The organism is Advenella kashmirensis W13003, from assembly GCF_000506985.1.
Taxonomy (GTDB): Bacteria; Pseudomonadota; Gammaproteobacteria; order Burkholderiales; family Burkholderiaceae_B; genus Advenella; species Advenella kashmirensis_A.
The window spans coordinates 1202019-1226922 of record NZ_KI650979.1 but is presented as its reverse complement, the minus strand read 5'-3'; the positions used below and the strand labels follow the sequence as shown (position 1 = coordinate 1226922).

Annotated in this window: 26 protein-coding genes; 4 read left to right on the top strand and 22 right to left on the bottom strand. The window is 59.1% G+C overall.

Annotated elements, in window-relative coordinates:
• Nucleotides 1–266: 266 nt before the first annotated feature.
• Complete coding sequence (locus W822_RS29775) at nt 267–1448, bottom strand: PQQ-dependent sugar dehydrogenase (RefSeq protein ID WP_031242250.1); 1182 nt, start codon at nt 1446–1448, stop codon at nt 267–269.
• 325 nt (nt 1449–1773) lie between these two features.
• On the opposite strand from W822_RS29775, the gene W822_RS29770 reads away from it, so the two are divergent.
• Nucleotides 1774–3186, top strand: coding sequence for an amidase (locus tag W822_RS29770; RefSeq protein WP_155848085.1), 1413 nt, complete (start codon nt 1774–1776; stop codon nt 3184–3186).
• A 19-nt stretch (nt 3187–3205) separates the two neighbouring features.
• Here the strand turns inward: W822_RS29770 and W822_RS29765 are convergent, their stop codons facing one another.
• Nucleotides 3206–3625, bottom strand: coding sequence for an Lrp/AsnC family transcriptional regulator (locus W822_RS29765; protein ID WP_024004222.1), 420 nt, complete (start codon nt 3623–3625; stop codon nt 3206–3208).
• 328 nt (nt 3626–3953) lie between these two features.
• Between W822_RS29765 and W822_RS29760 the strand changes: the two genes are divergently transcribed.
• Nucleotides 3954–5036 (top strand): ornithine cyclodeaminase, encoded by a 1083-nt coding sequence (locus W822_RS29760; RefSeq protein WP_024004220.1) that lies wholly within the window; start codon nt 3954–3956, stop codon nt 5034–5036.
• Nucleotides 5037–5277: 241 nt separating this feature from the next.
• The gene (locus W822_RS45795) at nt 5278–6096 is read left to right on the top strand and encodes a 4'-phosphopantetheinyl transferase family protein (protein WP_172642766.1); all 819 of its coding nucleotides are present in this window, start codon (nt 5278–5280) and stop codon (nt 6094–6096) included.
• Between the two features lie 122 nt (nt 6097–6218).
• Here W822_RS45795 and W822_RS29750 read toward each other — a convergent pair whose 3' ends face one another.
• The 17 genes from W822_RS29750 to W822_RS29675 all read right to left on the bottom strand — a co-directional run bounded on the left by W822_RS29750 (nt 6219) and on the right by W822_RS29675 (nt 21331).
• Nucleotides 6219–7445, bottom strand: coding sequence for a beta-ketoacyl-ACP synthase (locus tag W822_RS29750; RefSeq protein WP_024004218.1), 1227 nt, complete (start codon nt 7443–7445; stop codon nt 6219–6221).
• Entirely contained in the window at nt 7445–8176 is a 732-nt protein-coding gene (gene fabG, locus W822_RS29745) for a 3-oxoacyl-ACP reductase FabG (protein WP_024004217.1), read from the bottom strand. The genes W822_RS29750 and fabG overlap by 1 nt, the downstream gene beginning before the upstream one ends.
• Nucleotides 8173–8676, bottom strand: a complete 504-nt coding sequence (locus tag W822_RS29740) for a hotdog family protein (protein WP_024004216.1) — start codon at nt 8674–8676, stop codon at nt 8173–8175. Before W822_RS29740 ends, fabG begins: the two co-directional genes overlap by 4 nt.
• The gene (locus tag W822_RS29735; RefSeq protein WP_253272235.1) at nt 8673–9899 is read right to left on the bottom strand and encodes a beta-ketoacyl-ACP synthase; all 1227 of its coding nucleotides are present in this window, start codon (nt 9897–9899) and stop codon (nt 8673–8675) included. The genes W822_RS29740 and W822_RS29735 overlap by 4 nt, the downstream gene beginning before the upstream one ends.
• On the bottom strand, nt 9866–10444 hold the full coding sequence (locus W822_RS45790) for a DUF3261 domain-containing protein (protein WP_024004214.1): 579 nt from the start codon (nt 10442–10444) through the stop codon (nt 9866–9868). Before W822_RS45790 ends, W822_RS29735 begins: the two co-directional genes overlap by 34 nt.
• Nucleotides 10422–11678 carry an NAD(P)/FAD-dependent oxidoreductase gene (locus tag W822_RS29730; RefSeq protein ID WP_031242246.1) on the bottom strand — a complete coding sequence of 419 codons (1257 nt, stop codon included), beginning with the start codon at nt 11676–11678 and terminating at the stop codon, nt 10422–10424. The genes W822_RS45790 and W822_RS29730 overlap by 23 nt, the downstream gene beginning before the upstream one ends.
• 9 nt (nt 11679–11687) lie before the next feature.
• The gene (locus W822_RS29725; RefSeq protein WP_024004212.1) at nt 11688–14042 is read right to left on the bottom strand and encodes an MMPL family transporter; all 2355 of its coding nucleotides are present in this window, start codon (nt 14040–14042) and stop codon (nt 11688–11690) included.
• On the bottom strand, nt 14026–14649 hold the full coding sequence (locus W822_RS29720) for a LolA family protein (RefSeq protein WP_081724296.1): 624 nt from the start codon (nt 14647–14649) through the stop codon (nt 14026–14028). Before W822_RS29720 ends, W822_RS29725 begins: the two co-directional genes overlap by 17 nt.
• Nucleotides 14650–14674: 25 nt before the next feature.
• Nucleotides 14675–15109 (bottom strand): acyl-CoA thioesterase, encoded by a 435-nt coding sequence (locus W822_RS29715; RefSeq protein WP_024004210.1) that lies wholly within the window; start codon nt 15107–15109, stop codon nt 14675–14677.
• Nucleotides 15102–16028, bottom strand: a complete 927-nt coding sequence (locus tag W822_RS29710) for an LpxL/LpxP family acyltransferase (RefSeq protein WP_024004209.1) — start codon at nt 16026–16028, stop codon at nt 15102–15104. The genes W822_RS29715 and W822_RS29710 overlap by 8 nt, the downstream gene beginning before the upstream one ends.
• Complete coding sequence (locus tag W822_RS29705; protein WP_024004208.1) at nt 16025–16768, bottom strand: glycosyltransferase family 2 protein; 744 nt, start codon at nt 16766–16768, stop codon at nt 16025–16027. Before W822_RS29705 ends, W822_RS29710 begins: the two co-directional genes overlap by 4 nt.
• Before the next feature lie 70 nt (nt 16769–16838).
• The gene (locus tag W822_RS29700; protein WP_024004207.1) at nt 16839–18695 is read right to left on the bottom strand and encodes an ApeI family dehydratase; all 1857 of its coding nucleotides are present in this window, start codon (nt 18693–18695) and stop codon (nt 16839–16841) included.
• Entirely contained in the window at nt 18692–19264 is a 573-nt protein-coding gene (locus W822_RS29695) for a COG4648 family protein (RefSeq protein ID WP_051401612.1), read from the bottom strand. Before W822_RS29695 ends, W822_RS29700 begins: the two co-directional genes overlap by 4 nt.
• 14 nt (nt 19265–19278) lie before the next feature.
• On the bottom strand, nt 19279–19530 hold the full coding sequence (locus W822_RS29690; RefSeq protein ID WP_024004205.1) for an acyl carrier protein: 252 nt from the start codon (nt 19528–19530) through the stop codon (nt 19279–19281).
• A gap of 9 nt (nt 19531–19539) precedes the next feature.
• A complete protein-coding gene (locus W822_RS29685; protein WP_024004204.1) occupies nt 19540–19812 on the bottom strand; it encodes a phosphopantetheine-binding protein in 273 nt (90 codons plus the stop codon).
• Nucleotides 19809–20585 (bottom strand): lysophospholipid acyltransferase family protein, encoded by a 777-nt coding sequence (locus tag W822_RS29680; protein ID WP_024004203.1) that lies wholly within the window; start codon nt 20583–20585, stop codon nt 19809–19811. Before W822_RS29680 ends, W822_RS29685 begins: the two co-directional genes overlap by 4 nt.
• Nucleotides 20582–21331, bottom strand: a complete 750-nt coding sequence (locus W822_RS29675; protein WP_024004202.1) for a beta-ketoacyl synthase chain length factor — start codon at nt 21329–21331, stop codon at nt 20582–20584. The genes W822_RS29680 and W822_RS29675 overlap by 4 nt, the downstream gene beginning before the upstream one ends.
• A 267-nt stretch (nt 21332–21598) precedes the next feature.
• Between W822_RS29675 and W822_RS29670 the strand changes: the two genes are divergently transcribed.
• Nucleotides 21599–22033, top strand: coding sequence for a hypothetical protein (locus tag W822_RS29670; RefSeq protein ID WP_024004201.1), 435 nt, complete (start codon nt 21599–21601; stop codon nt 22031–22033).
• A 113-nt stretch (nt 22034–22146) separates the two neighbouring features.
• Here W822_RS29670 and W822_RS29665 read toward each other — a convergent pair whose 3' ends face one another.
• The 3 genes from W822_RS29665 to W822_RS29655 form a co-directional block, all read right to left on the bottom strand.
• Entirely contained in the window at nt 22147–22932 is a 786-nt protein-coding gene (locus W822_RS29665; protein WP_024004200.1) for an SDR family NAD(P)-dependent oxidoreductase, read from the bottom strand.
• Nucleotides 22919–23860: a 3,5-dioxohexanoate:acetyl-CoA acetone transferase gene (locus W822_RS29660; RefSeq protein WP_024004199.1), complete on the bottom strand. Its 942-nt coding sequence runs from the start codon at nt 23858–23860 to the stop codon at nt 22919–22921. Before W822_RS29660 ends, W822_RS29665 begins: the two co-directional genes overlap by 14 nt.
• Before the next feature lie 77 nt (nt 23861–23937).
• Complete coding sequence (locus W822_RS29655) at nt 23938–24903, bottom strand: 3-hydroxyacyl-CoA dehydrogenase (protein WP_024004198.1); 966 nt, start codon at nt 24901–24903, stop codon at nt 23938–23940.
• Nucleotide 24904 lies beyond the last annotated feature (1 nt).

The following is a 24904-nucleotide window of genomic DNA, read 5'->3' as shown; positions in this document are numbered from 1 at the left end:
GCTGATCGGGTGGATATTGGTTATTGATGAACCACTCTCAGCGACCCGGCCGACCAAAGCCCGCCACATTGCAAATGTGAGCGGGCCTTGTTTTAGGCGGATTAAGCGCTGTCTCTGGCCGGCTAACGCTGAACTTGTGCGGTGGGCTGACGGGGGCTGCGTTACGGCCGACACCGCATGAGAAGGTCACCTGTAGCAGTTTTGAATTGCGCCGGTCTGCATTAAGTTGCTCAGAGTAAAGTTAGTCTGAATGAGTTCGAACCGTGTCAGTTTTTCTGGCCCAGCCGGATAAGCTTGCCATTACTGTCATCGGTCAGCACATACACATAGCCGTCTGGCCCGACCTTCACATCACGAATGCGTTCTCCTTCGAAAATGACCTGCTCATCCTTCAGGGTGTTGCCGTCGACCTTCAGGTTGAGCAGTCGTTTCTGCGACAGGGCGCCAATAAACACTGAATGCTTCCACGAAGCAAAGCGATCGCTATCGTAGAACGCCATACCGCTGATGGCGGGCGACACTTTCCACGCATAAATGGGCTGAGTCAGGCCGGGGCCGTCGGTGCCCTTGGCTTCGGGAATCGGCAGGCCGGAGTAGTTGATACCGTAAGTGGCCAGGGGCCAGCCGTAATTTTTGCCGGGCTCCGGGATATTGACTTCATCGCCGCCGCGCGGACCGTGTTCGTTGGTCCATAATGCACCGCTCCAGGGGTTGAGCGCCGCGCCCTGTTGATTGCGATGCCCATATGACCAGATTTCAGGGCGCACGCCCTGTTTACCGACAAAGGGATTGTCCTGGGGAATGCGGCCGTCGGGGAACAGTCGGACGATCTTGCCCTGCAGTTTGTCCAGGTCTTGCGAGGTCGGCCGCTGGTTGTTTTCACCCAGGGCGATAAACATATAGCCCTTGCGATCAAAAATGATACGCGAGCCGAAATGATTGCCGGTCGACAGTTTGGGCTCCTGGCGGAAGACAACTTTAAAGTCGGCGAGTGTGGTGTTGTCTGCCGAGAGCGTGCCGAAGCCCACGGCGGTACCCGCTTTGCCGTCCTTGCCTTCTTCAGCGTAACTCAGGTAGATATGGCGGCTTGTGGCAAAGTCGGGTGCCAGCACCACGTCCAGCAAGCCGCCCTGGCCCTGAGCCCAGACCTGCGGCGTGCCATTGATTGGCGCGGGTTTGTCATTACCGGGTTTCCAGAAATTGAGCGCGCCGCTGCGTTCAGTAATGAGCATGCCGCCATTGTCCGGCAGAAAGGCCATGGACCACGGGTGGTCCAGTCCTTCCAGAAGGGTTTCAGTTGCAATATTTTTTGCCACCGGCGTTTTTTCACCGGGCGACATGACCGTATCGGCGCGCGCTGCGGGAGCGTGCACCAGGCTGGCGATACTTATCGTTGCCAGCATCGCTGCCAGGCAAGCCTGAGACAGCGGACGCACGGGTGAGAGCATTTTGACCGAGGCAGAGAAAGAGAGTGGTAACTGTGCTATTGGGCGAATGGCTGGTTTCATGCAAATCTCCTTGGTTCAATGACAAAGACGCACCCGATGACAACAAACAGGCACTGATATGATGCCCGAAGGCAGGCCGCAATCACGCAGCATGCCACGAAGATGACATTAAGCTGAACGATCGGGCCGATGAGAAGAATATAAACGAATATACGCGTAACCGCTCAGCCATGCGCATGACAAGTGAAATTGACTGTCGGCTGCAGGTGATTGGCTTACACTGGGAAAGGACGATGGCACGGAAATTGCTGCAGGATTTGATGATTTGAACAGGGCGACTCAGGCAGACATTATGGAACATTACGCATTTAATACCATCGCCAGGCTGGCCGGCTACCTGGATACGCAGAGTGTAACGGCCGAATTGCTCACGACGTTTTTTCTCAAGCGTATCGATCAATTGAACCCCACGCTCAATGCGTTTGTGACGGTGTTTCGCGAGCAGGCCATTCGGGATGCGCAGGCGTCAGATGTCCGGCGCAGGGCGGGCCAGACGCTGGGTCCGCTTGACGGCATTCCGATTGCGATCAAGGATATGATCGACGTGGCCGGGGCCGTGACGACACAGGGTTCAGCTTTGCAAGCGGGGCAGGCCTGTAAGGAGACAGCAGCACTGGTGCGGCGTCTGCAGGCGCATGGCGCCATTGTGATCGGCAAAACGCATACGGTCGAATTTGCCTTTGGCGGCTGGGGCACCAATACGCATAAGGGCACGCCGCGCAATCCATGGGACAGTCATCGCGCCCGTGCGCCGGGTGGTTCGTCCAGCGGTTCCGCCGTTGCCGTGGCGGCGGGCCTTGCCCCGTGTGCCATTGGTACCGATACCGGGGGCTCCGTGCGTATTCCGGCTGCTTTCTGCAGTCTGACCGGTTTGAAGATGACGGCTGGGCGGATTGACACCAGTGGGGTCATGCCGCTGGCCCCGGTTTTGGATAGTGTCGGGCCGATTACCCACACCGCTGATGACGCAGCGATCGTGTACCAGGCGCTGACCAGCGACCCGGACAGCGGATCGGATGCGTCCTGTTATGGTTTATCCGATGAGAGTGATGGCCTGGACGGCATGATATTGTGCGCGGTACCTGATGAACAGTACGAGATTGACGTGCAGCGCTCGGTCCGGCTGGGGCTGCGCGACATGCTGCGAATGGCCGAGATGGCGGGGGCGCGTATTGTGCGGGAGCCGCTTCCCCTGTCCGTTGCCAGTGTCGTAGAGCAAACTAACCTGTTGATGGCGGCTTGCGGCTGGCATCTGCATGGCAACGAGGCTCTGGATGCAGCGTTGCCCATGGATCCGTTCATACGCCGACGGATTCTGGCCGGGCGGCATGTGAGTGAGAGCCAGTTCCAGGATTTGCTTGGAACTCAACGGGAAGCCGCACTCGTATGGCAGCGATGGATGGTCGACAAGGACGCGTTTATGCTGCCTTCGGTACCAGCGGTTGCGCCGCTATTGAGCGAGATTGATGAAACCGCGAGTCCGGGATTCTTTACGCGCCTGGCCAACTGGACCGGCACGTGCGCGCTGGCACTGCCCGCCGGGTTCGATCCAGGCAATATGCCCGTCAGCGTACAACTGGTGGGCAAGCCCGGTGACGAACGCCGATTGTTGCGGATTGGCGCGGCAATTCAGTCTTTGACGGCCTGGCACGCCTATTCGCCGACACTGCCTTCATAGGACTGCCCTGAGGTTCGCACTAGCGGTAACTTTTCAGGTGGATACTGGTTTCAGAGTTGCTGATGTTGCGGATGAGCCGGATGCGTTCCAGCGCCTGCCCAAGATCGGCCAGCGACGCCGCTTCCAGCTCGGCCAGCAGGTCCCAGCGCCCATTGGTGTCGTGCAGGGCCACAATGCAGGGTTCGCCGAGCAGGCTGGCGATCACCTGACGACTCATATTGCCTTCGATAGCGATACTCATCCACGCGCGGATCGTCTGGATCTGCGTGTCCGGGCGCAATTGCACCGTATAGCCGACAATCACACCACTGTCTTCGAGCCGCAGCATGCGGTTGCGTACCGTGCCGCGTGACAGTCCGAGTTTTTTGGCCAGATCGGCCACTGCGTAGCGTGCGTTCTGTCGTAGCAGGGAAATAAGGGATTGGTCTGTTGAGTCCATTTTCATCATTTCGATAATTTTTATTGCCATTATGGCAAATTAACGCCTAAAAGTGTACAGAATTGCCGATATGCTTTGCCAGCAGAATACGGCAAACTAAAAGTACAAAATTTTGAGCAACATATGTGCAGCGCCAGTACGGCAGGCGCGTCTTTTTTCGGGCAACCGGCCACATTGCCGAAACGATGGCTTTAACGGTCATTTCGTAATTCGGGTGGCTGGTCGGGGGCTGAAAGGAGAGGCCCCAGGGTGCAAGCGCGCAGGGAAATGCGCCGATAAGGACTGAAGAAACCGCCAATGGCGCCTGCACATCCAGATGGAGATAAGCATGAGCAATCTGAACCAATCAAATCTGAGCACCGGGCTGATTCGTCCCCAGGATGTCGCCCGCATTGTGCAGCAACAGGGCATGAAGCAGACCATCGAAGGCGTGATGAACTATATTTTCGCCGACTATCTGCGCTGGGACGAATTTGATAAGTCGGCACGTGTCGCCAAGTATGTCCAGGACGGGGTGATGGAACTGATGCCCATAGCCGACAAGCAGAACTATTCATTCAAATATGTCAACTGTCATCCTCACAACCCCAAGGACGGGTTGTCAACAGTGCTGGCCTTCGGTGCGCTGGTGGACAACAGCACCGGCAAACCCGATGTGCTGTGTGAACTGACGCTGACGACAGCATTGCGTACGGCCGCCATGTCGGCCCTGGCCGCCAAGTATCTGGCCCGCAGCAACAGCCGTCGCATGGCCCTGATCGGCAATGGCTGCCAGAGCGAGTTCCAGGCGCTGGCCTTTCATTACGTGCTGGGCATCCAGGAACTGGCCGTTTACGATCTGGATCGTAGCGCGTCCCAGAAACTGGCTGACAACTTGCGTCACACCGGTATGAAAGTCGAGATCGCCGACAGCGTGGCTCAGGCAGTGCAGGGGGCAGACATCGTGACGACCGTGACTGCGGAATATTCACGTGCCCATATCCTCACGCCGGACATGATCAAACCGGGCATGCATATCAATGCGGTCGGGGGCGATTGCCCGGGCAAAACGGAACTGGATCCGGCCATTCTGGATATGGCAACAGTCTTTGTCGAGTTTGAACCGCAGACCCGTGTGGAAGGCGAACTGCAGAATGTCGCTGCAGATTTCCCCGTCAGCCATTTGTGGCAGGTATTCCAGGGGCAGGCCAAGGGTCGCGAAACCGACGAGCAGATCACGCTGTTCGATTCCGTGGGCTTTGCCCTGGAAGACTTTTCGGCCCTGGTCTACATGCGCGATGTCGCCCGTAAGCTTGATCTGATGCAGCCGATCTCCCTGGTTCCCGAGCTGGCCGATCCCAAGGACTTGTTCTCCTATCTGGGCATCGGACAGATTGCGCGGGCAGACGAACCGGTTGCGGCATTGCCTTGATGAGCCGGTTGACTGATCTGTTGCATTGATCGGGTCCGCTGACTTAAACGGAACCGGCGGTGAATGGACGATGATTCCGTCGCAGGTGAACCGCAGATAACAGGTCAATGCGTCACGGGATTGCACTTAATCTTTTGACAAATGTCCTGTGGACGGCATGAATGCGTAAAATAGAGTCTTATTAAACTCCAGTTGCGTATTCATGCCGTTTTTCGTTTCCGATTCCGGTTCGCCGGCACCAATGCAGCTTTGGTTTGCCGGTCCTGCCTTGCAGGCGGAATATGATCCGCAGGCGCTCACTGCGGGGGATCGTGCGCGCGAAACTGCCCGGCTGGCCGGGCGTAACGCGCATGAGTGGCGAGTGAGCCGCGCCCTGCAGCGTCGATTATTAATCCCATATCGTTCCTCCAATCTGTCTCATAGCGATGGGCATGCCCTGTGGGCGGCTTCAAGTATTCATGCACAGATCGGCGTGGATCTGGAAAGAATGAAGTCGGTCGACGAACTGGCGCTGGCGGAACTGGTGTCGGATGAGCAGGAACTGGCCTTATTGCGCTGTCTGCAAGGGCAGTGCCGAACGCGCCTCTTTTACCGATTGTGGACGCTCAAGGAAGCCCTGGTCAAGGCGGCGGGCGGCGATTTTCCGGCCGATATGTTCAAGGTTGGCATCAGACGCGGCTCGGTGTGCGCGACAGTGAGCGCAGGGATCGCGTCCCGCCTTGCGGGCCTGCCTGACAACATGGATCAGGTTTTGCCTGGTCGGCAGGCAGACAGGCAAAACGTAACGCCGATGCCCGTTCGCGGATGGCAACTGGTCGGGCTCGGAAACGGGCCGTGGTGCGGTCTGTCGGCCATGATTGATGACGACTGGATGATGGCGGTGGTATGGCCAGGGCAGGGCCTGGCCGGCAAGCAGGGCGCAGCGCCGCTCGTGGGCGCGGCACAGCACGATTCTGCGTCGGCGGGCATCGTCGCCAGGCAGGCCGTGCCGGGACATACGCGTCCGTTGACGCTCGCGCAAGCGGTCTGTTTTTACCCGGAATCGCCCGTCACCCTTTGAGGCCGTCTGCGATTTCATCGCCAGCAAAATCAATAGCGTAAAATGCCTTAGCGCGCTGTTTCTCAGAACCGCCGCCAGGTCTGCCCGACGGACAGGCAAGCGCTGCCCGATGACGCTCCTCGTTAATCGGGCTTGCGAAAAACAAGCGAGGTGTTGATGCCGCCAAACGCAAAATTATTATTCATGACATAGTCGGTGTCGATGGTGCGCCAGTCATGCTGCAGATAATCCAGTTCGGCGCAACGCGAATCCACCCGTTCCAGATTCAGCGTTGGCGCAAATGAGCGATCGTGCATCATGGCAATGGAAAACCAGGACTCCAGGGCCCCGCAGGCGCCCAGCGTATGTCCCAGGAAGCTTTTCTGTGAACTGATGGCGATGCGATTGCCGAACAGGGCTGCCGTTGCGTGGGATTCGGCAATATCCCCCTGTTCGGTCGCCGTGCCGTGGCCGTTGACATAGCCGATCTGGTCGGCGTGAATGCCTGCATCTTCAATGGCCAGAGCCATGGCTCGCTGCATGGTGTCGGATTGCGGGCGTGTAATATGGGCGCCGTCCGAATTGCTGCCAAAGCCCACGATTTCTGCATAAAGTCGTGCGCCGCGCGCCAGGGCATGATCGCGCTCTTCCAGTACGAACATGCCGGCACCCTCGCCAATGACCAGCCCGTCGCGGTCCTGATCGTAGGGGCGTGGCGAGGTGTGGGGGGCCTGGTTACGCTGACTGGTGGCATACAGGGAATCAAACACATAGGCTTCGCTGGGGCATAGCTCTTCGCCCCCGCCGGCCAGCATCATGGGGATCAGGCCGTATTTGATTGCCTCGTATGCGTAGCCGATGCCCTGGCTGCCCGAGGTGCAGGCGCTGGAGGTGGGAATAATGCGTCCCTTCAGGCCAAAGAAAATGCCGACGTTGGCTGCGGTGGTATGGGGCATCATGCGCACATACGTATTGGCGCTGACGCCCTGTGATTCGCCATGCATGATCAGGCTGGCCAGTGCTCTGACATCCTCGGTGCTACCGGTAGATGAACCGCAGGCCACGCCCATGGCGCCGGACTGGATACGCGGGTCGCCAAGCAGCCCTGCGTCGGTGAGCGCGCGTTCGGCCGCATCGACGCACAGTTGCGAGACCCTGCCCAGACTGCGCAACTGCTTGCGCTGCCAGTGTGCCGGATGGCGATAGTCAATAATGGGGGCGGCCAGCCGGGTATTCAGTTCAGTGTGGCGATCCCATTCCGGCATGGTGCGTACGGCACTGCGCCCGCGGGAAAAGGCCTGGCGGATTTGCGGCCAGGTATTGCCCAATGCGGTCACCCCGCCCATCCCGGTCACAACGACGCGTTTCATTAGCACAACCCTCCATTGACGGCCAGGACCTGGCGGGTAATGTAGCCGGCTTTTTCCGACATCAGAAAGGCAACGGCGGCCGCCACCTCTTCAGCCTGGCCCGCGCGCTGGGCGGGAATCATTTTGAGAATCTCGTCGACGGGTACCTGTTCGTTCAGCATATCGGTGTCGATCAGGCCGGGCGCCACGCAGTTGACGGTGATGCGACGCTTTGCCAGTTCCACGGCCAGGGCCTTGGCCGCGCCGATCACGCCCGCCTTGGAGGCGCTGTAATTGACCTGGCCGCGATTGCCGATCAGCCCCGAAACGGAAGCCATGCACACAATGCGGCCTGGTTTGCGCCGGCGAATCATGGGCATGATCAGCGGATGCAGGACATTGTAGAATCCGCCCAGATTGGTATCCAGCACCAGATCCCAGTCTTCGTCGGTAAAAGCCGGAAAGGCGTTGTCACGGGTCAGGCCGGCATTGAGCACCACGCCGTAAAAGGCGTCGTTTTTGTCCAGGTATTCCTGTAATGCCTGCCGGCAGGCCTGGCGATCGGAAACGTCGAACTGAAGCAGGTCGGCGTGGCGACCCAGGGCCTGGATCTGGTCGGCCACCTGCAGCGCATCATCGCGCCGGCTGTGGCAATGGAGTGTGATGTCGTAACCGGCCTGCGCCAGTTCCAGGGCGATGGCTTTGCCGATGCCCCGACTGGAGCCGGTCACAAGAACACGAGGGGCTGTCATGTCGTCTGCTCCTGCAGGTAGTGGTCGAGATCGGGTGGACTGAACACGCTGAGCCGGGCATTGACCAGGGGCTCGCCCTGCCCCTCGTCTTGCGAATCATCACAAGTGTCGTTGAGCAGGCTGAGTACGCAGTCGAAAACGCCGAAGCCGCTGGCCTGGTCGCGTGTTGAGGCCGTAACGTCGACGCGCAGCAGGCTGCCCTGGGCAACACTGGGTCGTAGAATATCAACGTGGCGACTGCCCAGCAGAAAGCCGAGCTTGACGGGTTCGCCGGCATCATGCGCATGACATCCGGCCAGCGCCGCGATGGCCTGCGCCATGATTTCCACAGAAACCCACATGGGCAATTGCCCGTTTTCATCCAGAAACAGGTGATCCGGCCCGATGCGGGTCACGGCCTGCAGGCGATCGTCGGAATAGCTGCAAATTTCGTCCAGCAGAATCATATCGCCGGCATGGGGCAGGAGCGGGGAAAGATGTCGAATGGGGGTGTCCATCATTCGCGTTCTCCCAGTATCAGGACGGCATTGTTGCCGCCGAAAGCAAAGGACAGGCTCATGCCCAGGCGGCGCTGCATCTGCCATTTTGACGTCTTGTCTGTGATCTGGATCGGCGGCACGGCCGGATCTGCCTGGCCGTCCCAGAGCTGCGCGGGTAATGCGCCCGTCGGATTAAAACCGCGGTCAATGACGCCCCACAGCAGCGCCGCTTCCAGCGCTCCCGCAGCACCCAGGGTATGGCCGGTGAGCGGTTTGGTACTGGTGCAGGGCACCCCTTGGGGAAAGCAGGTGGCCAGCGCCAGGCTTTCCATGCTGTCGTTCAGCTCGGTTGCGGTGCCATGCAAATTGATCCAGCCAATGTCTGCAGGCTGCACGCCGGCGCGGCTCAGTGCTTCGCCAATCGCCAGAATGGCGCCATTTGCCTTGGGATCCGGTGAAGACATATGCCAGGCATCGGCGCTGTTGCCATAGCCGAGCAGGGGCAGGCCATCCTGCTCATTGCGTGTCATGACAAACAGCGCGGCGGCTTCGCCGATATTGATCCCATCCCGATTGACTGAAAATGGATTGGCTAGACCCGCGGACAGTGCCTGCAGGGAGTCGAAGCCGTTGATGGTCAGGCGGGCCAGCGAATCGACGCCGCCGCAAATAACCGCATCGCAAATGTCGTTGCTCAGCAGCCGGTGCGCGCTAATAATGGCCCGTGCCCCGGAGGTGCAGGCCGTTGAAATGCTATACACCGGGCCGCTCAGGCCATAATGATGCGCCAGAAAATCGGCGGGTGCCGACAGCAATTGGTATTCATGCCGGTAGAGATCGCGATTCCATGTTCCCTCGCGGGCGAAGGCGTCAAAGGCCGGGTAGTTGTCGTCAACGCCGGTGGTTGTCGTGCCGATGATTACGCCGATCCGCTGCCCGCCATAGGTCGAGCGTGCGTGCAGGATACGTTCATCCAGCTGACTGGCGGCATGCCACATCAGCCGGTTGTTATGTGTATCGAATTGGGCAGGCGTGTCGGCCGGCAAGGCCGGGGGCGGGGCAGCAGGGCGGCCGGTGTACAGTGTTTTGCCTTTGACCCATTGAGATTCCGGCGCCAGGGGTGAGGCCGATGATGAATACAGCGCCTGCATGGTGTCGGCAAAGGTCAGCCCCAAGGAACTGACAGTGGCAGGCTGGCTCAGGTAACTTCTCATGTGCGTGTCGATATTGGAGTCAGTTGCCATTGGCTGTGGTCCGGCAGCACGATGTGCGTGGATGGCTGATGGCTCGTACCGGAGTTCGCAGTGGTCATCGCCGGCAACCGGATCGACCAGAGCAGGCGTCCCTGGCGGCTGAATGTGTACGTAGCGAAGCCGCCTTCGGTGGATGTCGTCACAACCGTATCCGGATAGGCGGCAGGCCATTGTGCACGCGGCATCTGCGCGGCAATAATCGCTTCAAACAGCTGGCGGGCGCGGGGATTGGGCGGTAAAAAACCGTCGGTGCTCCAGCTTCCGTCATGCAGCGACAAACGGGCCAGCGGCGCGCCCAGCGGATTGGTCTGGATCCAGCGGGTTGCGTTTTGCGCTTCGGGCTGGATGACAAGCAGGCTGTCTTCGGTCTGGCCCGAGGCCGTTACCAGACTCAGTTTCCAGGATTGAACCTGGGCAGGTCCGCTATATTGGCGCGGCAGCGTCGACGTTGCCGCACACCCGGCGAGCAGCAGCGCCAACAGCAGACACAGCCAGGCACGTACAGGCCTGCCATCAAGTATCCAGTTGTGCTTCACCACATATCTCCGCCAACGCGTTCAGGCGCCTTTCCGATTTTTCAACAAAGGGATTGCTGATATCCCAAGCATATCCTGCCAGAACAGAGGCAATCATGCGCCGAATGTCCTGGTTCATTTGTGTGGAGTATATAACATCCTGGAAGCGACAGTCATACCAGCCACTCACATATGTTTTGAAGGTTTCGATGCCTACGCGCAATGCCTGGACAAAATCCTTCTCCCAGTCGGGCGTTTGTCCGTGCAGGGTTTTGTCCACGAGTGCCGTCGCCAGTTTTGCCGAGTGCATGGCAATGGTGACGCCGGAAGAAAAAACCGGATCCAGAAACTCGGCAGCATTGCCCAGCAGCGCATAGCGCGAGCCGTGCAGCGATGTCACGTTGGCCGAATAGCCTCGCAGGGGATTGACGGGCGTATCCCATATGGCGTTTTCCAGCAACCGCTTCAGTAGTGGAATTTCGCGGGTTATGTCTTGCAGAAATACCAGCGGGTCGCGTCCGTTCATGGCCAGGTGGCTTGGTTCGCCGACGACGCCGATAGAGCACCTGCCCTGGCTGAATGGAATCAGCCACATCCAGATGGCGCGATCGCGCGGATGCGTTGCGATGACAATTTTTTCGCGGTCGAAATCCGGGTCGCTGATGTTGTCCTGTATATGGGTGAACCAGGCCTCTCGCAACGGGAATGCCGATGGACGCTCCAGATTCAGCAGGCGTGGCAGGACGCGTCCATAGCCACTGGCATCCAGAACGAAGCGCGCCTGCAGGGTGTAGGACTGATTCTGGTCGGTGCTGACTGACAAGGTGGCATGTTCGTCCGTGAAGTCCAGATTGTTTACCGTGTGGCCGAAATGAACCTCGGCACCCATTTTTTCCGCTTCCTGGATCAGAATCTGGTCAAAGCGCGCGCGCTGCACCTGGAAGGTCGTGCCGGGGCCGGCTGTAAATTTGTCCCGGAAATCAATGGTCGTGTTCCGGTCTCCCCAGGTAAAGGCGGCGCCGTTTTTGACCTGGAATCCGGCCTCATTGACTGCCTGCAGCAGGCCGGCTTCTTCCAGAATTTCCATGCAGTAGGGCAGCAGACTTTCCCCGATAGAGAAGCGGGGGAAATGCTGGCGTTCAAGCACGCACACCTGCCAGCCGCGCTGGCGCAAAAGAGCGGCGGCCACCGAACCCGACGGTCCGGCGCCGATGATGGCGACATCTGTACATTTAGGTAAGCTGACTGTATTCATAGTATGCCTTTATGACTGTATAGAGGAGTTCCCATTTGTCAGAAAAATTCGCATATACCAGAAAGTATATATGACGTTGCACAGGACCCCCAGTACGACACTCAGTCCGAAAGTCGAGACCGCCGGGGTCGAGCTGAAGTAGAGCAGGCCGAAGGTGATCATGGTGGTCATCGAGGTCATGACGATACCGGCCATTTTTTCATCCGGCGGCAGGGTGGGGGTGTAGGCGTAGACGGCGTAGTCGATCCCGATGGCTGTCACCAGCAGCAGGCCGAAGATGCAAAACAGGTTCAGAGGTATGCCGATGAGGCCGGACAGGCTCATGACGGTGACCGAGGCAGACAGCGGCACCAGCAAAATGCGCAAGGCTGCCCTGGCGGTAAAGACACGATACAGAATGAGAAAGCCGACAAGATACGAGAGTAGTTTCAGAATGATGGCTTCCAGGCGCGTCTGGGCAAAAAGCGCATTGATATGGTTGCGCTGATCTACGAGTGTGACGCCGGGCAGCGTGCCGACGGCAGACGACAGCAGGGCCGGATCATCCAGCCCGTTCAGGGTGACCATGCTGCTGGGGCGGCCCTGTTCGTCCTGTCCCAGCCAGAGGGGGCGCCAGGGTTCGGCCAATGGGCCGCGCAGCGCCTGGTCGATGGTGAGCACCGGTTGCTGCGCACGACGCGCCAGTTCTGCCTGCACCGCGTTGTCCGGCACACCCAGCGCCCGGAGTGGCGCCCAGTCTGCCGGGCGGGTCGATAGCGTGGCGAGCGTTGTTTTCAGCGCGGCCTGTTCCCCTGGCGGATTGACCCATTGGCTCAGAGCGTTGTAACTGCGTAAATGCCCTTGTGTGACCAGGGTGTCCAACCGCGTCGCCAACTGCTGTTCGGTTCGCAGCAGGCCGTCTTCGTCGTTCGCCTGAACAATAAAGTATTGACTGGTTGGTTCAATGCCGGTCAGCTGTCCCACTTGTATGGCTTGCTGCAGCAAGGGTTCGGGTGTGCTCACCCAGTTGCGGATATCATCATGCCAATTGCTCAGGTACAAACCGCCCCCCAGTACGACGACCGCCAGCAGCGCCAAGAGCGGTCGAGCCAGAATACGTTCGCCGGTGTGGCGTATGGCTGCCAGCAGACGGGCCAGAAAGGGTACCAGGCCCGGCATCGGCCGGGGCTGCCAGCGCCTGAACAGTGCGGGAAGCAGCAGGCGCGTAAACAGGAACGTGCTGATCAGCGATGCCGCAGAGAAGACGGCGGTTTGCTGCAGGATGGGCAGTGGCGTGAGCAGCAGAAACAGATAGCCGGTGACCGTGACCGACAGGCTGATGATAAAGGGGCGCGACACGCGCCTGACCGCCTCCCGGGCCTCCCAGCGTGCGTCCAGCGTGGCGTGGCTGAGCCAGTGCAGGGGAAAATCGACGACCAGCCCGACCAGGCTGGTACCGATAATGAGAGTAAGGATATGGATCGAGCCCAGCAGCGCGATGCAGGCGGCAAATCCGGTCAGCAGGCCGGCCGTCACGGGCAGCGCCAGCAGCAGAATGCGTGGCGAACGAAACATGAGCAATAAAAACAGGATCGTCAGGCCGCTACCGGTCAGGCTCATCCAGGTGCTTTCGCGACCGCCTTCGGCTTTGCCGTGGGCACTGTAGATGGCGCCGCCCGCCATCAGTACGCGCACCTGCTCGCTGTCGGCCTGTTGCCGGGTATGTTCAATGAGTCCGAGCAACTTTTCGTCGCGCCCGGGCCTATCTGTGGCATCCAGCTGGGCGCGCATCACATACCAGATCCGGTTATCGGCCTCGATTTGCATGGTATTGCTGGTGATGTCATAGTGCACGGCCGAGGCCGACTGCAGTTTGTCCGAGACGCGCGACGCAAAGCCAAGCCAGTCCTGGTCGGCGGGGACCAGCGTCTGCTCGCCCAGCGGCGACATGATGCGCTGGGCGCGCTGGCCGAACCATGCCTGCGGATCATGAGCCAGTTGTTCACGTGCCCGGGCGGGTAAGCCCGCCTGGTCCATATATTTGAGTTCGTTGCGCAAGGCGGTCAGATCGCCCGAGACCTGCAGGTCCACCCGCTCGAACAGGCCGCTGGCTGTCCATTGCTGCGCCTGTCTTTGTGCTGCAGCCAGGGCCGTGGCCGGATCGGCGGCGCTGGTCAGCATAATGATCTGGCGGTTCAGTGTCTGGCGGATAGCCTGCTGGGCCTGTGCCTGGATTTCGCTTTGTTTTTGTTCGGGCGGCAGCAGGGCGAGCAGGTCGGTATGGATGGGCTGGCGCCAGGCCAGTTGCCACCCGGCAAACACAAGCAGCCCGATCAGCCCCAGGGCATACAGGCCCGCCCAGCAGCGTTCAGTGTTCAAGCGCATGCCGGGCGTCTGCTGGCAAGGGCTGATCAAGACGCAGGTTCGAAAACAGGATTTCGGTCCTGTCGCCCTGCGTTTCGCTGAGCGTGACCTGGTTAACGGTCTGCCCACCCCTGATGACGATGCGCTGGAAAATCTGTTTAAGTATGGAAGAGGTGGGGCCCAGCGTCAGGGTCCAGTCTCCGGCATCACCTTGCAATGAGAGGTCGAATTGCCCCGATAGGGCACGGGTGTTGCCAGCAAGCAGATCCATGAAAAGGCGGATCTGTGATTGACTGCCGGCCCCTTGCTGTTGCAATGGCTGCCAGTTCCCGGCGCTGTCTTTCTGCGTCATGCCGTCTGGGGTAATCCGGATCAGGCTGGCGATCGGGCTGCGAGTTTCCCATAGCAACCCTTTTTGCGCCTGCATGACGAATGTTCCCTCGCTGATCAGCGGCTGTTCAAGGGAGCGCAGGAACCGGCGCTGTTGCACATCGCCCTGGACCGTCTGGTGGGCCGACAGTTGCTGTTGCAGATCCTGCAGGGTGAATGCCTGCGCGGCCCCGCACAGCAGCAGAGACAGCAGCAAGGAAAAACGTAGAGCCGATAGCACGGGAGAAATCAAGGACATAATAGATATCGCTCGCAATGGAAGGTCAGGAAGGTGACTGCAGGATCCGGGCAATAAGCGTTTGCCAGTCCTGCGGTGTTTCAAATTGCATTTCACGGGTCTCCAGCAGGACCGCCACTTGCGTGGTTTCAGCCTGGGTGAGTCGCTCGCCCGAAGAGGCGTCGGTAATCGTGTAGTGAATACGCAGGCGCGACTCCCATTCCTGTATTTGCGCGTGTACCTGTATCTGCTGGCCGAACAGGGCCGGGCGCACATATTTGAGTTGCATGGTCACCACCGGCCAGACATAGCCGGCCTCGCGCATGGTGTCGTAGTTATATCCCAGTTTATCCAGCAGGGCACAGCGGGCGATTTCCAGATACTTCACGTAATGTCCATGCCAGACGATCTGCATGGCATCGACATCGAAGAAGGGAACGGTCATTGGCACCGAAATGCCCAGGCCGGGATGCTTATTCATGATGTTTCCAGAAATCATAGAAATTGAACCACTGCAGCGGAGCCTGCATGCAGACGTGCTCCAGGCGACCGGCATAGCGCTGTACCCAGCCGTGGATGACCTGGTCGCGATCCTGGCGCGACCACTGGATACGTTCGCTCATGCGTTCGATATGCAGGGCATAACGGCCGTGCTGACGGGTGCAGAACAGGGTGTTGACGCTGGCCCGCAGCAGGCCTGCCATCAGCCAGGGGCCTTGCGGAAACGACACATTTTCGCCCAGGAAGGGCACCTGCACCACCTTTTCGCCGCGTACCGGCTCACGATCGGCGGCAATGGCGATCCATTCACCATTATCCACGCGCTGCTGCAACATCATCATGGTATCAATATCCAGATCGGTCACCTGCAGCAGGCGGATGTCATTGTCCGCCCCCAGATCGGCCATGACCTGGTTGTACTGTTGTGCATGCTTGCTGTGAATCAGGATATTGAGCACCAGCCCCTTGTGATGGGAAACCAGTGCGCGACTGATTTCGGTGTTGCCCAGATGCGAACAGATCAATATCTGGCCACGGCCTTTTGCGTAGAGCATCTCGCGATGGATGCCATCGGGGTCATGTATCACGATGTGTTCATAGCGCAGGCGTCCCTGCCAGACGGCAAAGCGGTCGGTCATGGCCTGCCCGAAGGCGACAAATTGCCGATAAACGGGCGCAAAGGCGGGCAGCAGGTCGGAGCGTCCCGACCAGGATCGCAGGTGCTGCTGGTATTCGGCGATATTGCGCCGTTCAGAAGGTGAGGTGATGAAAAAGTACAGCACCACCAGGCGCATCAGAAGGGCGATCAGCCATGGGGGGCAGTAGCGTATCAGCCGGGTGACCAGCCGGAGCACGAAAAGATTGCCTCGCTCCTGGCGGGTGGACCAGTGCTGGCTCATGTGCCGTCTCTTTTGAGGGCGCGCCGCAGCAGCGAGGGCAGATATGGCAACATGTGCAGGCAACTGCGCGCATGCATGCGAGACATGAGCAGGTTGTCGCGGACCATGCGGTAATGGGAGACGCCGTCGGTGGCGTATGAAACGCGGGTCGGAATCCAGCGCAGCGGCGTATCACGCCAGTACAGGTGAATCAGGATTTCGGGGTCGAAATCCATCCAGTTGCCCATATAAGGCGTTTGTCTGACAAATCGCACCGCTTCAAGCGGATACAGACGAAAGCCGCAAAGGGCGTCGGGAATCGCGTGCGACAGGGTCTGCAGATTGACCCAGAACCGGGTCAGCTTGCGACCGTGCAGACGGGCGGCGGGAATATCGTGACCGTACACAGGTTGGCCGCAAATGACGGTATCGGGGTGCGCTTCAGAGAGTGCCAGAAAGGCAGGCACGTCGGCCAGGTGGTGCTGGCCATCTGCATCCACTTGCAGTACATGCGTATAACCCATTGAATCGGCCAGTTCGAACCCTACCTTGACGGCGCTGCCTTTGCCGCCGTTTTTGGGCTTGCGATGCACTTGTACATGGGGCGAGGTGCTGAAGGTGTCCAGGACAGTGCGCGAAGCGGCATCGGAACCGTCGTCGACGATGAGCACCGGCAATTCATGCTGACGCAATTGGTCGACCACGGACAGAATGGCATCCGGATGGTTATAGAACGGGATCAGGGCAATGGGTCGATTCATAGTAGTGTGACCGCCATCACGTCTGTCAGGGCCTGTTTCCAGAGAGTCATGGCAACATTTCGATACAAAATCAGACGGGAACGCGGAACGCAACGCGTCCCGATGCCGTCATGGTTTCTCCGGTACGGACCGAGAAATAAAGTTTATGTTTAGCATTGTCCCATTTTAACGTCATTGTGCAGGTATCGGCGGGTCTCAAAAACTGCTGAAACTTAAGATTTTCGATTCGTTGTAGATCGCCACGGCACAATCCGTAGTGTCCGGCCTGCTGCAGCGCCCAGCCCAGCTGCACGACGCCGGGGACAAGGGGGAAAGAGGGGAAGTGGCCCGAAAAATACACCAGTTCCAGGGGGATACGGGCCTTGAGCTCGCAAACCCAGTGTTTGTCAGCATCCCCGGCAGTGGTTCCGCGCTCGGTATTTGCTTCGGCTCCGATCGCAGTGTCCGTCTGTGTGCTGGTGTTGGTATCAGTGTTGCATCGTTTCCACTGCGGGCTGCGCACCGGCCGGGTGAAACAATCCTCTACTTGCTGCCGGGTCACCTTCGATTGGGCATTGCGCGGCAGTGCGGCCAGCAAACGCCAGTGGCGGGGAATGGCCAGCGGGTCCACCGCCGTGCGCAGCAGGCTGGCAATGGCCTCAATGGTCCTGCGGCGTCCGTGCTGCCGGAACGCCTCGATGCCCGCTGCCGATAGTTCCACCATGGCGCACAACCGGCCGCCCAGCGGGCTGGGGGCGCAGTGGATGTCGCTGACATAGGGGTGAGCGAGCGCGGCCTGTTCAATGCGTGCCAGAGAAATGCGTTTGTCTTCGAGTTTGAGGATGCGATCGGCCCGGCCCAGCAGGAAGAAACCTGCGCCATCGCTGTTGTGACTGATGAGGTCGGCGGTCTGCTGCATCTCTGGCGCCCAGGGCGATCTCACTGCCAGTTGGCTTTCCTGGTCTGTTTCCAGGACAACGCCCGCAAAGGGCGTCCAATAGGGCTGCTCGTGCCGGGTGGCGATAACGCCGGTTTCGGTGCTTCCATATATCTCGTGCAGTGGCCAACGGGCTTGCAGCAGCCTGCCGCGGATGTCCTCAGAGAGGGTGCCGCCGGCAGACACGACGCGCGACAAGCGCGGCAACAGCGCCGGCCACGGCAGGGTCTCGGGCAGGCGCTGTAACAGGGCGGGGCTGGTGATCCAGATGCACTGTTCATGTGTCTGCGTTTGCTCGGCCAGCGTTTCGGGATAACGGGCCTGCACCCGATCCATCACCAGTCCGGCATGCAAGGGCACCATAATACGAAATGTCAGCCCGTACATATGCTGATGGCTGACGCTGGCAATCACGGTGGCGTGCAGCCTGTGCAACGACCAGTGATCAATCAGCGTGAGCGCTTCGGCATGCAGTTGCGCGAATGTCTTGCGAATGACCCCCGGGGTGCCCGTTGAGCCGGAGGTGCGCAAATAGGCCAGTGCGTCGGCAGGCAGTGGCAAAAACAGGCCGTCCTGCCCGCGGTCCTCAAAGACGCTGGCTGCGGGGCGAACGCTATCTGCATTTCGTATTTGCCGGTCTGGCTGGCTGACGGCCGGCGGCGAGCTCAAAAGCAGGGTATCCAGCCGCAGAACGGGCAGGGACGGATCAGGGATTTCCTGATCACTGATCCACAAGGCGGCCTCGGTGTCGACCCAGTTGCGGGTATCGTCCAGCAGATCAGGCGCCAGCAGCGGCTGTACGCCGGCTGCCCAGCAGCCCAGCAGCGCGCAACTGAACAGACCGGCGTCCTCGAACCACAAACCCGCCCGGGAGCAGGACTGCGCCTGCAACTGCCGGACCAGGGCGTTGATCAGGGCTTCAAATTGCGAACGTAGCAGGGCAGGCCGGGTAGCAACCAGCGCATCGGGACGGGGGAAAGGCAGTAGCACGCCCTGAACTGAATCACTCATAATGCGTTTTTTCGCTTGTATCGGCGACGATAGATCCATTCACATGCAAAGAGCAGTCCCATCAGCAGATAGGACACGAAACCGGTATAGACCGACCAGGCCTGGGTGTAACCCGCCTGTCCCAGCATATAAATGACGCTTCCGTTCACTATAAAGAAGAGACACCACACTTTGGTGACATTGCGTGTATAACGCCGGGCCGACTCGGGCAGGTCGGGCTCGCGACTGCGCGCGATGCGCTCGACCACGCTCATGGAGGTAAGCAGACTGCCCGCAAAGACGGCCAGCAGCACCAGGTTGATGACAACCGGATAGAAGTAGAGAAACCCGGGGCGATCGGTCATGGCAAAAACGGCCACGCACGCCAGCAGCGCCAGCGTCACGATCTGCTGCCAGCGCTGGCGGCTGAGGACACTCTTGATACCCCAGAGCAGCAGCAATCCGGCCGTGATCCACAGCGAGCCTATTGTTTCCCTGCCGTAATAAACAAGAAAAGGATAGGCCGCCAATGACAGAATCACCAGCAGATTCACCAGGCGCAAGCCACTGCGCCGCAACGGGAATGACATCCGCCCGCTTTCCTTTAAGCGGGACTGAGTTTGCGATTGACCGCGTCCACCACATCCTGCACGGTGCGCACACTGCGAAAGTCCTCGGCCTGCAGTTTCTGGCCAGTTTCGCGCTTGATATGGTCAATCAGATCGATGGCATCGATGCTATCGATATTCAAATCATTGTACAGGTCGGCATCTGGTCGAATACGATCCGGTTCGATTTCAAACAGGTCGACCAGGGCAGTCTTGAGCGTCTGATAAATTTGGTCTGATGGATTCATGGTAGCCCCTCAGGTTTGTGGGTTGTCTTTAAGTTCAGTAACAAACGCAGCAAGTGTATTGATATCTTTGAAGTGATCCCGCAAATTCTGTGTTTTTGTATTGAACTGGATGCCAAAATGCTTTTGCAGGGCAAGGCCCAGCTCCAGTGCATCGACCGAATCCAGTCCCAGTCCTTCGCCGAACAGGGCGGCGCCGTCATCAATGTCTTCCGGCGCGATATCTTCGAGTCCGAGGCTCGATATAATCAGTTCTTTTATCTCAAGATTGAGCGCAGTAGTCATTTCTGTAGTTCTCGTTCAAAATAAGTCTGTAGGTAGGCATTCAGTTGCCGGGTTGCTGCGGGCATATGCTTTCCCGACAACCACGCTGCCGGATCAATGTCATCGCCGATGATGAATTCATAATTAACTTTGTCACGCGGGATGAGGTACCACGGCTGGTTCCGCTTGAAGCAGCGGGGGCGCATCCGGATTATAACAGGCGTGATCACGGTAGCGCCCCTCAGCGCGATCGCACAGGCACCTCGGTGAAAACGGATAATTTCGTCGTCGCCCGTGCGCGTGCCTTCGGGAAAAATCAGGATCGACTGCCCGCCTTGCAAGGCCGCGACGGCGTGATCGATGACCTGTGGGGACCCATCGTTGGCAATGAAGCCACAGGCCCGGATGGCGCTGTTCAGAAACGGGTTGGCCAGCAGGCTTTGCTTGACGATGCAGTTCGATTGCCGGGCATGGGCCAGCATGAACACCACATCAAGCAGCGACGGATGATTGGCGATGATGATCTGTCCGGGACGGCCCAACTGGTCGTGGTCGGGGAAATGGTAATTGAAACCGCCGATCAGGCGTACAAACTTTAGAAACTGCCGCCACAGGTACTGGATGATGCGCCGCGCGCGGTTCTGATTGCGCAGTTGCCGCGTATCCAGCAATCCGCAGGTAAAGGGCAGCAGCACGACTTTGACCAGAAGGCCAAACAGGCCGAACACGATATAGCCGCTGGCGATGGCCAGCCAGCGCCACTTATGCCAAAGAAAAGTGCTGACTGAGTTCATCTGCGGCGGGTCCAGGTCCAGCCCGCAGGCGCTCGCGGGGTTGGGGTTGTCCAGTGATCCTGGCCGGCCAGCAGGCGCGCAGTCACTCCGATATCACCCTCTGCATTGACCGAAGCTGTGTGCACCGTATCATCTCGCTGTAGACGCCAGTCTGTGCCTTTTTCGACCAGCAGGGCGGTGGCAAACGCAAAGGGCTCCCGTTCGATGTCCACTTCGTACTCGGCAGCGAGCGGGTCGTTCGCGTAGAGCACCAGCACCCTGTCGGCGCCATCCTGCAGCATCAGCCAGGCTTCGAGCAGGGCGTTTTCCAGACCGTGTTCGTGGGCGGAAATGGCCGATTGCTCTGCATGGTTCTCGTGGTGAATGGCCAGTTGTCCGGCGATGGCGTTATGTACCGAAAGACCGAAAGAGGTGGGCGAGACGCCTTCGCCCCGGGCCAGTTGGACCAGTAATTGAAAGCTGCGATTGATTTCGCCATTGCGCGAAGAGAACACCACCGGGCATTGCGGGCATGTTTCCAGAATGGGCCAGGCCGCCGCAAACACCAGGCGCGAAAGCGGGCTGAGACGGCGGCGTTGCATGGCCGGCAGAAAATCAAGGGCGGGCCCCTCCTGGGAGGCCGCTGATAGGGCCATGTCCTGTTTTTGGGATTCGGAGGCCAGAAGCCATTGTTCCCATTGTGTAGCCGTGGACAGGCCGGGAGCGCGCGCATGCTGTTCCGAAATGGTCAGTTCAAAGGAAAACATGAGTATTCATTGCCTGTTTGAAATTCAGTGCCTGTCTAAAAACATTATAATATGTTTCTGATTGTGACAGAAATTAAACTATTCTGACTTGCGACAAAAAGGCGCTTGCAGTTGAGTCGGTCGCTTCATCGATATAGTACACAATTGGCGTCGGCGGCGGCATTTACCCGCCCATCGGCGACCAGGCGTTTTCCGGGCAAAGTCAGCTGTCACCTCGCTGCCAGACGGTAGTCTAGCGGTTTCCAACATATTGTTCAGGAGAATGAAATGGCTCGTAAAATCTCAATGATATGTCTGACGGGTGTGCTGGCAATGGCTGCCACGCAGGTACATGCACGTGATACCCGGTATGATCTGCCGATCGCGCAAGCGCTCTCTTCGCCAGAGGCGGCAGGTATTATTGATCCTGGTATCAAAATGACGTTCGGGCACAAGAACGGGGGCAGGGTGATCGAAGCCGATGCCGTCACCAATAAGAAAACCAGCCGGATCGGCAAGGGCAGCGACGAGAAGGCCTGCGCCTGGGTGTTTCTGTCCGCCTACAAGCAATTACAACAGCGGGCCAGGGAGCTGGGTGGCACCGGCGTCAGCAATATCGTCAGCTATTACAAGAAGAATGTGAACGCCAGCACGGTCAATTATGAATGTCATGCCGGCGCTTTCGTGACCGGGGTGGCGCTCAAGGGCGACATTGTGCGCTGAGCCGGTGGCATTGGGTTTGCAGCCTTGTCGCTTTATAGCTTTGCCGGCCAGCGGTCGCCAGCCCTCCCGGTCGGGGCGGCTGGCCCCATTGGCACATAATCTACTACAACGTATTACAGCGCAGTGGTAAAGCCGCCGTCGACCGCCAGCGTCTGACCCGTTACAAATGACGCTTCGCGCGAGGCCAGATAGCAGACTGCATTGGCAATATCTTCGGGGCGGCCCCATTTTTTCTGCGGCACCCGGTCAAACAGCCACTGGTTGAAGCGGTCATCGTTTTGCAGCGGCTCATTAAATTCAGTCGCAATATAGCCAGGGGCCACCGCATTCACAGTAATGTTGTGCGGACTCAGTTCCACGGCCCACTGCCGGGCCAGCGCATGCAGGCCTGCCTTGGCAACTGTGTAGGCGGTAATGTCGCTGCGTCCCTGCAGGGCCGTGACCGATCCGGTCACAATAATGCGACCGTATTGGTGCTGCACCATTTGCGCTGCCAGATGACGGCCCAGCGCCCATTGTGCCGTCAGGTTCAGCGCGAGAACCTCTTCAAACTTTTTTTGCGGAAACGTCAGCAGGCTTTCCCGATGCTGCATGGCAGCGTTGGCCATGAAGATCTGGATCGGACCATGTTCGTCGGTCAGACGGTCCACGGTCGCGATGGATTCATCAATATTGGATGCATCGAATGGTGCTTCAATAATGTCCAGCCCCGCCTGGCGCAAGCCGGCGGCGGCGTCCGCCAGGGTCTGGCGGGTTCGACCATTCAGAATGACTTTGGCACCCTGCTCGGCCAGCGCACGGGCACTGGCCAGGCCGATGCCGCGGCTGGAGCCGGTCACCAGCGCCGTCTGGCCTGCCAGCGAGAATCGCCCCGACGGTGCCGGGTTAGAAGTTGACATTCGCGGCCCCCTTCAATTGCAGGGTTGCGCGCGCCTCATCGGGACTGGCGATTTGCAGGTTCAGCCCCTCGAGCACCTGGCGGATTTGCGATACCTGGTCGGCATTGGACTGGGCCAGGCGTTTTGGCGCGATCCACAAGGAGTCTTCCAGCCCGACGCGCACGTTGGACCCCATGCTGGCGCCCATTGAAGCCAGCGGAATCTGGTTGCGGCCCGCCCCCAGGATCGACCATTGGTAATCCTTGCCGAACAGGCGGTCGGCGGTGCGGCGCATATGCATCAGATCTTCGGGGTGGGGGCCGATGCCGCCCAGCAGGCCGAACACGGACTGGATGAAAGGCGGTGATTTCACCAGGCCGCGGTCCATGAAGTGAGCCAGGTTATACAGATGGCTGATGTCATAGCATTCGAATTCAAAACGGGTGCCATTTTCGTTGCCCAGTCGCAGAATGGTTTCAATGTCCCTGAAGGTATTTTTGAACACCAGATCGCGGCTTTTTTCCAGGTGTTCGCGTTCCCATTCGTGTTTGAATTCCTTGAAGCGGTCGAGCATGGTGTACAGGCCGAAATTCATCGAGCCCATGTTCAACGATGCCAGTTCGGGCTTGAAGGTGGTGGCCGGACGCATGCGTTCTTCGACCGTCATATGGGGACTGCCGCCCGTGGTGATATTGATGACGGCGTCGGTTTCGGCCTTGATGCGGGCCAGAAAGGGTTTGAAAAATTCCGGGTCCTGCGTAGGACGACCATCTTTGGGATCGCGTGCGTGCAAATGCAGAATCGCAGCGCCGGCGCGGGCGGCGGCAATTGCGTCATCGGCAATCTGTTCTGCGGTCACCGGCAGATGTGCTGACATGCTGGGTGTATGAATAGCACCTGTGACGGCGCAGGTAATAATGACTTTGCGAGAGGACGTGCTCGTGCTCATAGTGTAGATTCCGTGACGTTAGTTAGAGTAATAAGAGAGCCGCTGGCGTTGCAGGGCAGACGCCAGCGGGCAAATGCTCAGCTTGTTTCGGTCTGGTCATCGGCGGCCTGGCGCTTGTGTGCTGCCAGCGCCATGAGACGCTGGTCGCGCCAGCTGCGTCGTGTCGCCAGATCGCTTGCCGGCAGCGCAGCCCGTCTGGCCTGGGTGATGTCGTCGATCAGCGCCTTCGGCCAGGGTGCCGTGTCTACCTGGGTTTTGGCCAGTTCCTGGTATAACGGGCCATAGCGGCTGGCATAATCGCTGATACCGGCGGGGGCGTTCAGGTCGATGGTTTCGAACGGGCCCATGAATGACCAGCGCAAGCCCAGGCCGTCACTGACTGTCGTGTCCAGGTCCTCGACCGAGACGTAGCCCTGTTCAACCAGTCGGAAGGCTTCGCGCAGCAGCGCCCCCTGCAGCCGGTTCAGAATAAAACCGTTGATTTCCTTCATGACCGTCACCGGCTTCTGCTTGACGGCATTCATAATGTCGCGGGTGCGCGCCAGCGTTTGCGCGCTGGTCCAGCTGGCACCGCTTAACTCGACCACGGGGATCAGGGAAGGCGGATTAACGGGATGCGCGACAAGGCAGCGCTCGCGTCCACTGAGGTTTTCGGTAAAGGCGGAGGCGGGAATCCCGGATGTGGAGCTGGCCAGAATAGCGTGCAGTGGCGCGGCAGCGTTGAGCCGGGCAAAAATGTCCAGCTTGATGTCCAGCACTTCCGGCAGATTTTCCTGGACATAATCGGCGCCGGCGACGGCCGATTCGAGGCTGTCTGCAACCTGGATGCGCGCCATGGCGCCCGGGACATCGTCCACCAGTCCGTAGGAGGCCAGCGTTTCCATTTGCTGGCGGACCAGCGCGAGCGCCGCCTGGGCGGCCTGGGCATTACCGTCCCAGAGGGTCGTCTGGCACCCGGCACGGGCAAACACCACAGCCCAGGCTTGTCCGATCAGGCCGGTACCGATAATACTGACTGCAGGTAAGGAAGTCGCATTCATCATA

What these genes read in the sequence shown, in the direction of transcription:
- W822_RS29775 (WP_031242250.1), bottom strand. Translation starts at nt 1,448, where the DNA reads ATGCTCTCACCCGTGCGTCCGCTGTCTCAGGCTTGCCTGGCAGCGATG.
- W822_RS29765 (WP_024004222.1), bottom strand. Translation starts at nt 3,625, where the DNA reads ATGGACTCAACAGACCAATCCCTTATTTCCCTGCTACGACAGAACGCA.
- W822_RS29760 (WP_024004220.1), top strand. Translation starts at nt 3,954, where the DNA reads ATGAGCAATCTGAACCAATCAAATCTGAGCACCGGGCTGATTCGTCCC.
- W822_RS45795 (WP_172642766.1), top strand. Translation starts at nt 5,278, where the DNA reads ATGCAGCTTTGGTTTGCCGGTCCTGCCTTGCAGGCGGAATATGATCCG.
- W822_RS29750 (WP_024004218.1), bottom strand. Translation starts at nt 7,445, where the DNA reads ATGAAACGCGTCGTTGTGACCGGGATGGGCGGGGTGACCGCATTGGGC.
- fabG (WP_024004217.1), bottom strand. Translation starts at nt 8,176, where the DNA reads ATGACAGCCCCTCGTGTTCTTGTGACCGGCTCCAGTCGGGGCATCGGC.
- W822_RS29740 (WP_024004216.1), bottom strand. Translation starts at nt 8,676, where the DNA reads ATGATGGACACCCCCATTCGACATCTTTCCCCGCTCCTGCCCCATGCC.
- W822_RS29735 (WP_253272235.1), bottom strand. Translation starts at nt 9,899, where the DNA reads ATGGCAACTGACTCCAATATCGACACGCACATGAGAAGTTACCTGAGC.
- W822_RS29730 (WP_031242246.1), bottom strand. Translation starts at nt 11,678, where the DNA reads ATGAATACAGTCAGCTTACCTAAATGTACAGATGTCGCCATCATCGGC.
- W822_RS29725 (WP_024004212.1), bottom strand. Translation starts at nt 14,042, where the DNA reads ATGCGCTTGAACACTGAACGCTGCTGGGCGGGCCTGTATGCCCTGGGG.
- W822_RS29720 (WP_081724296.1), bottom strand. Translation starts at nt 14,649, where the DNA reads ATGTCCTTGATTTCTCCCGTGCTATCGGCTCTACGTTTTTCCTTGCTG.
- W822_RS29715 (WP_024004210.1), bottom strand. Translation starts at nt 15,109, where the DNA reads ATGAATAAGCATCCCGGCCTGGGCATTTCGGTGCCAATGACCGTTCCC.
- W822_RS29710 (WP_024004209.1), bottom strand. Translation starts at nt 16,028, where the DNA reads ATGAGCCAGCACTGGTCCACCCGCCAGGAGCGAGGCAATCTTTTCGTG.
- W822_RS29705 (WP_024004208.1), bottom strand. Translation starts at nt 16,768, where the DNA reads ATGAATCGACCCATTGCCCTGATCCCGTTCTATAACCATCCGGATGCC.
- W822_RS29700 (WP_024004207.1), bottom strand. Translation starts at nt 18,695, where the DNA reads ATGAGTGATTCAGTTCAGGGCGTGCTACTGCCTTTCCCCCGTCCCGAT.
- W822_RS29695 (WP_051401612.1), bottom strand. Translation starts at nt 19,264, where the DNA reads ATGTCATTCCCGTTGCGGCGCAGTGGCTTGCGCCTGGTGAATCTGCTG.
- W822_RS29690 (WP_024004205.1), bottom strand. Translation starts at nt 19,530, where the DNA reads ATGAATCCATCAGACCAAATTTATCAGACGCTCAAGACTGCCCTGGTC.
- W822_RS29685 (WP_024004204.1), bottom strand. Translation starts at nt 19,812, where the DNA reads ATGACTACTGCGCTCAATCTTGAGATAAAAGAACTGATTATATCGAGC.
- W822_RS29680 (WP_024004203.1), bottom strand. Translation starts at nt 20,585, where the DNA reads ATGAACTCAGTCAGCACTTTTCTTTGGCATAAGTGGCGCTGGCTGGCC.
- W822_RS29675 (WP_024004202.1), bottom strand. Translation starts at nt 21,331, where the DNA reads ATGTTTTCCTTTGAACTGACCATTTCGGAACAGCATGCGCGCGCTCCC.
- W822_RS29670 (WP_024004201.1), top strand. Translation starts at nt 21,599, where the DNA reads ATGGCTCGTAAAATCTCAATGATATGTCTGACGGGTGTGCTGGCAATG.
- W822_RS29665 (WP_024004200.1), bottom strand. Translation starts at nt 22,932, where the DNA reads ATGTCAACTTCTAACCCGGCACCGTCGGGGCGATTCTCGCTGGCAGGC.
- W822_RS29660 (WP_024004199.1), bottom strand. Translation starts at nt 23,860, where the DNA reads ATGAGCACGAGCACGTCCTCTCGCAAAGTCATTATTACCTGCGCCGTC.
- W822_RS29655 (WP_024004198.1), bottom strand. Translation starts at nt 24,903, where the DNA reads ATGATGAATGCGACTTCCTTACCTGCAGTCAGTATTATCGGTACCGGC.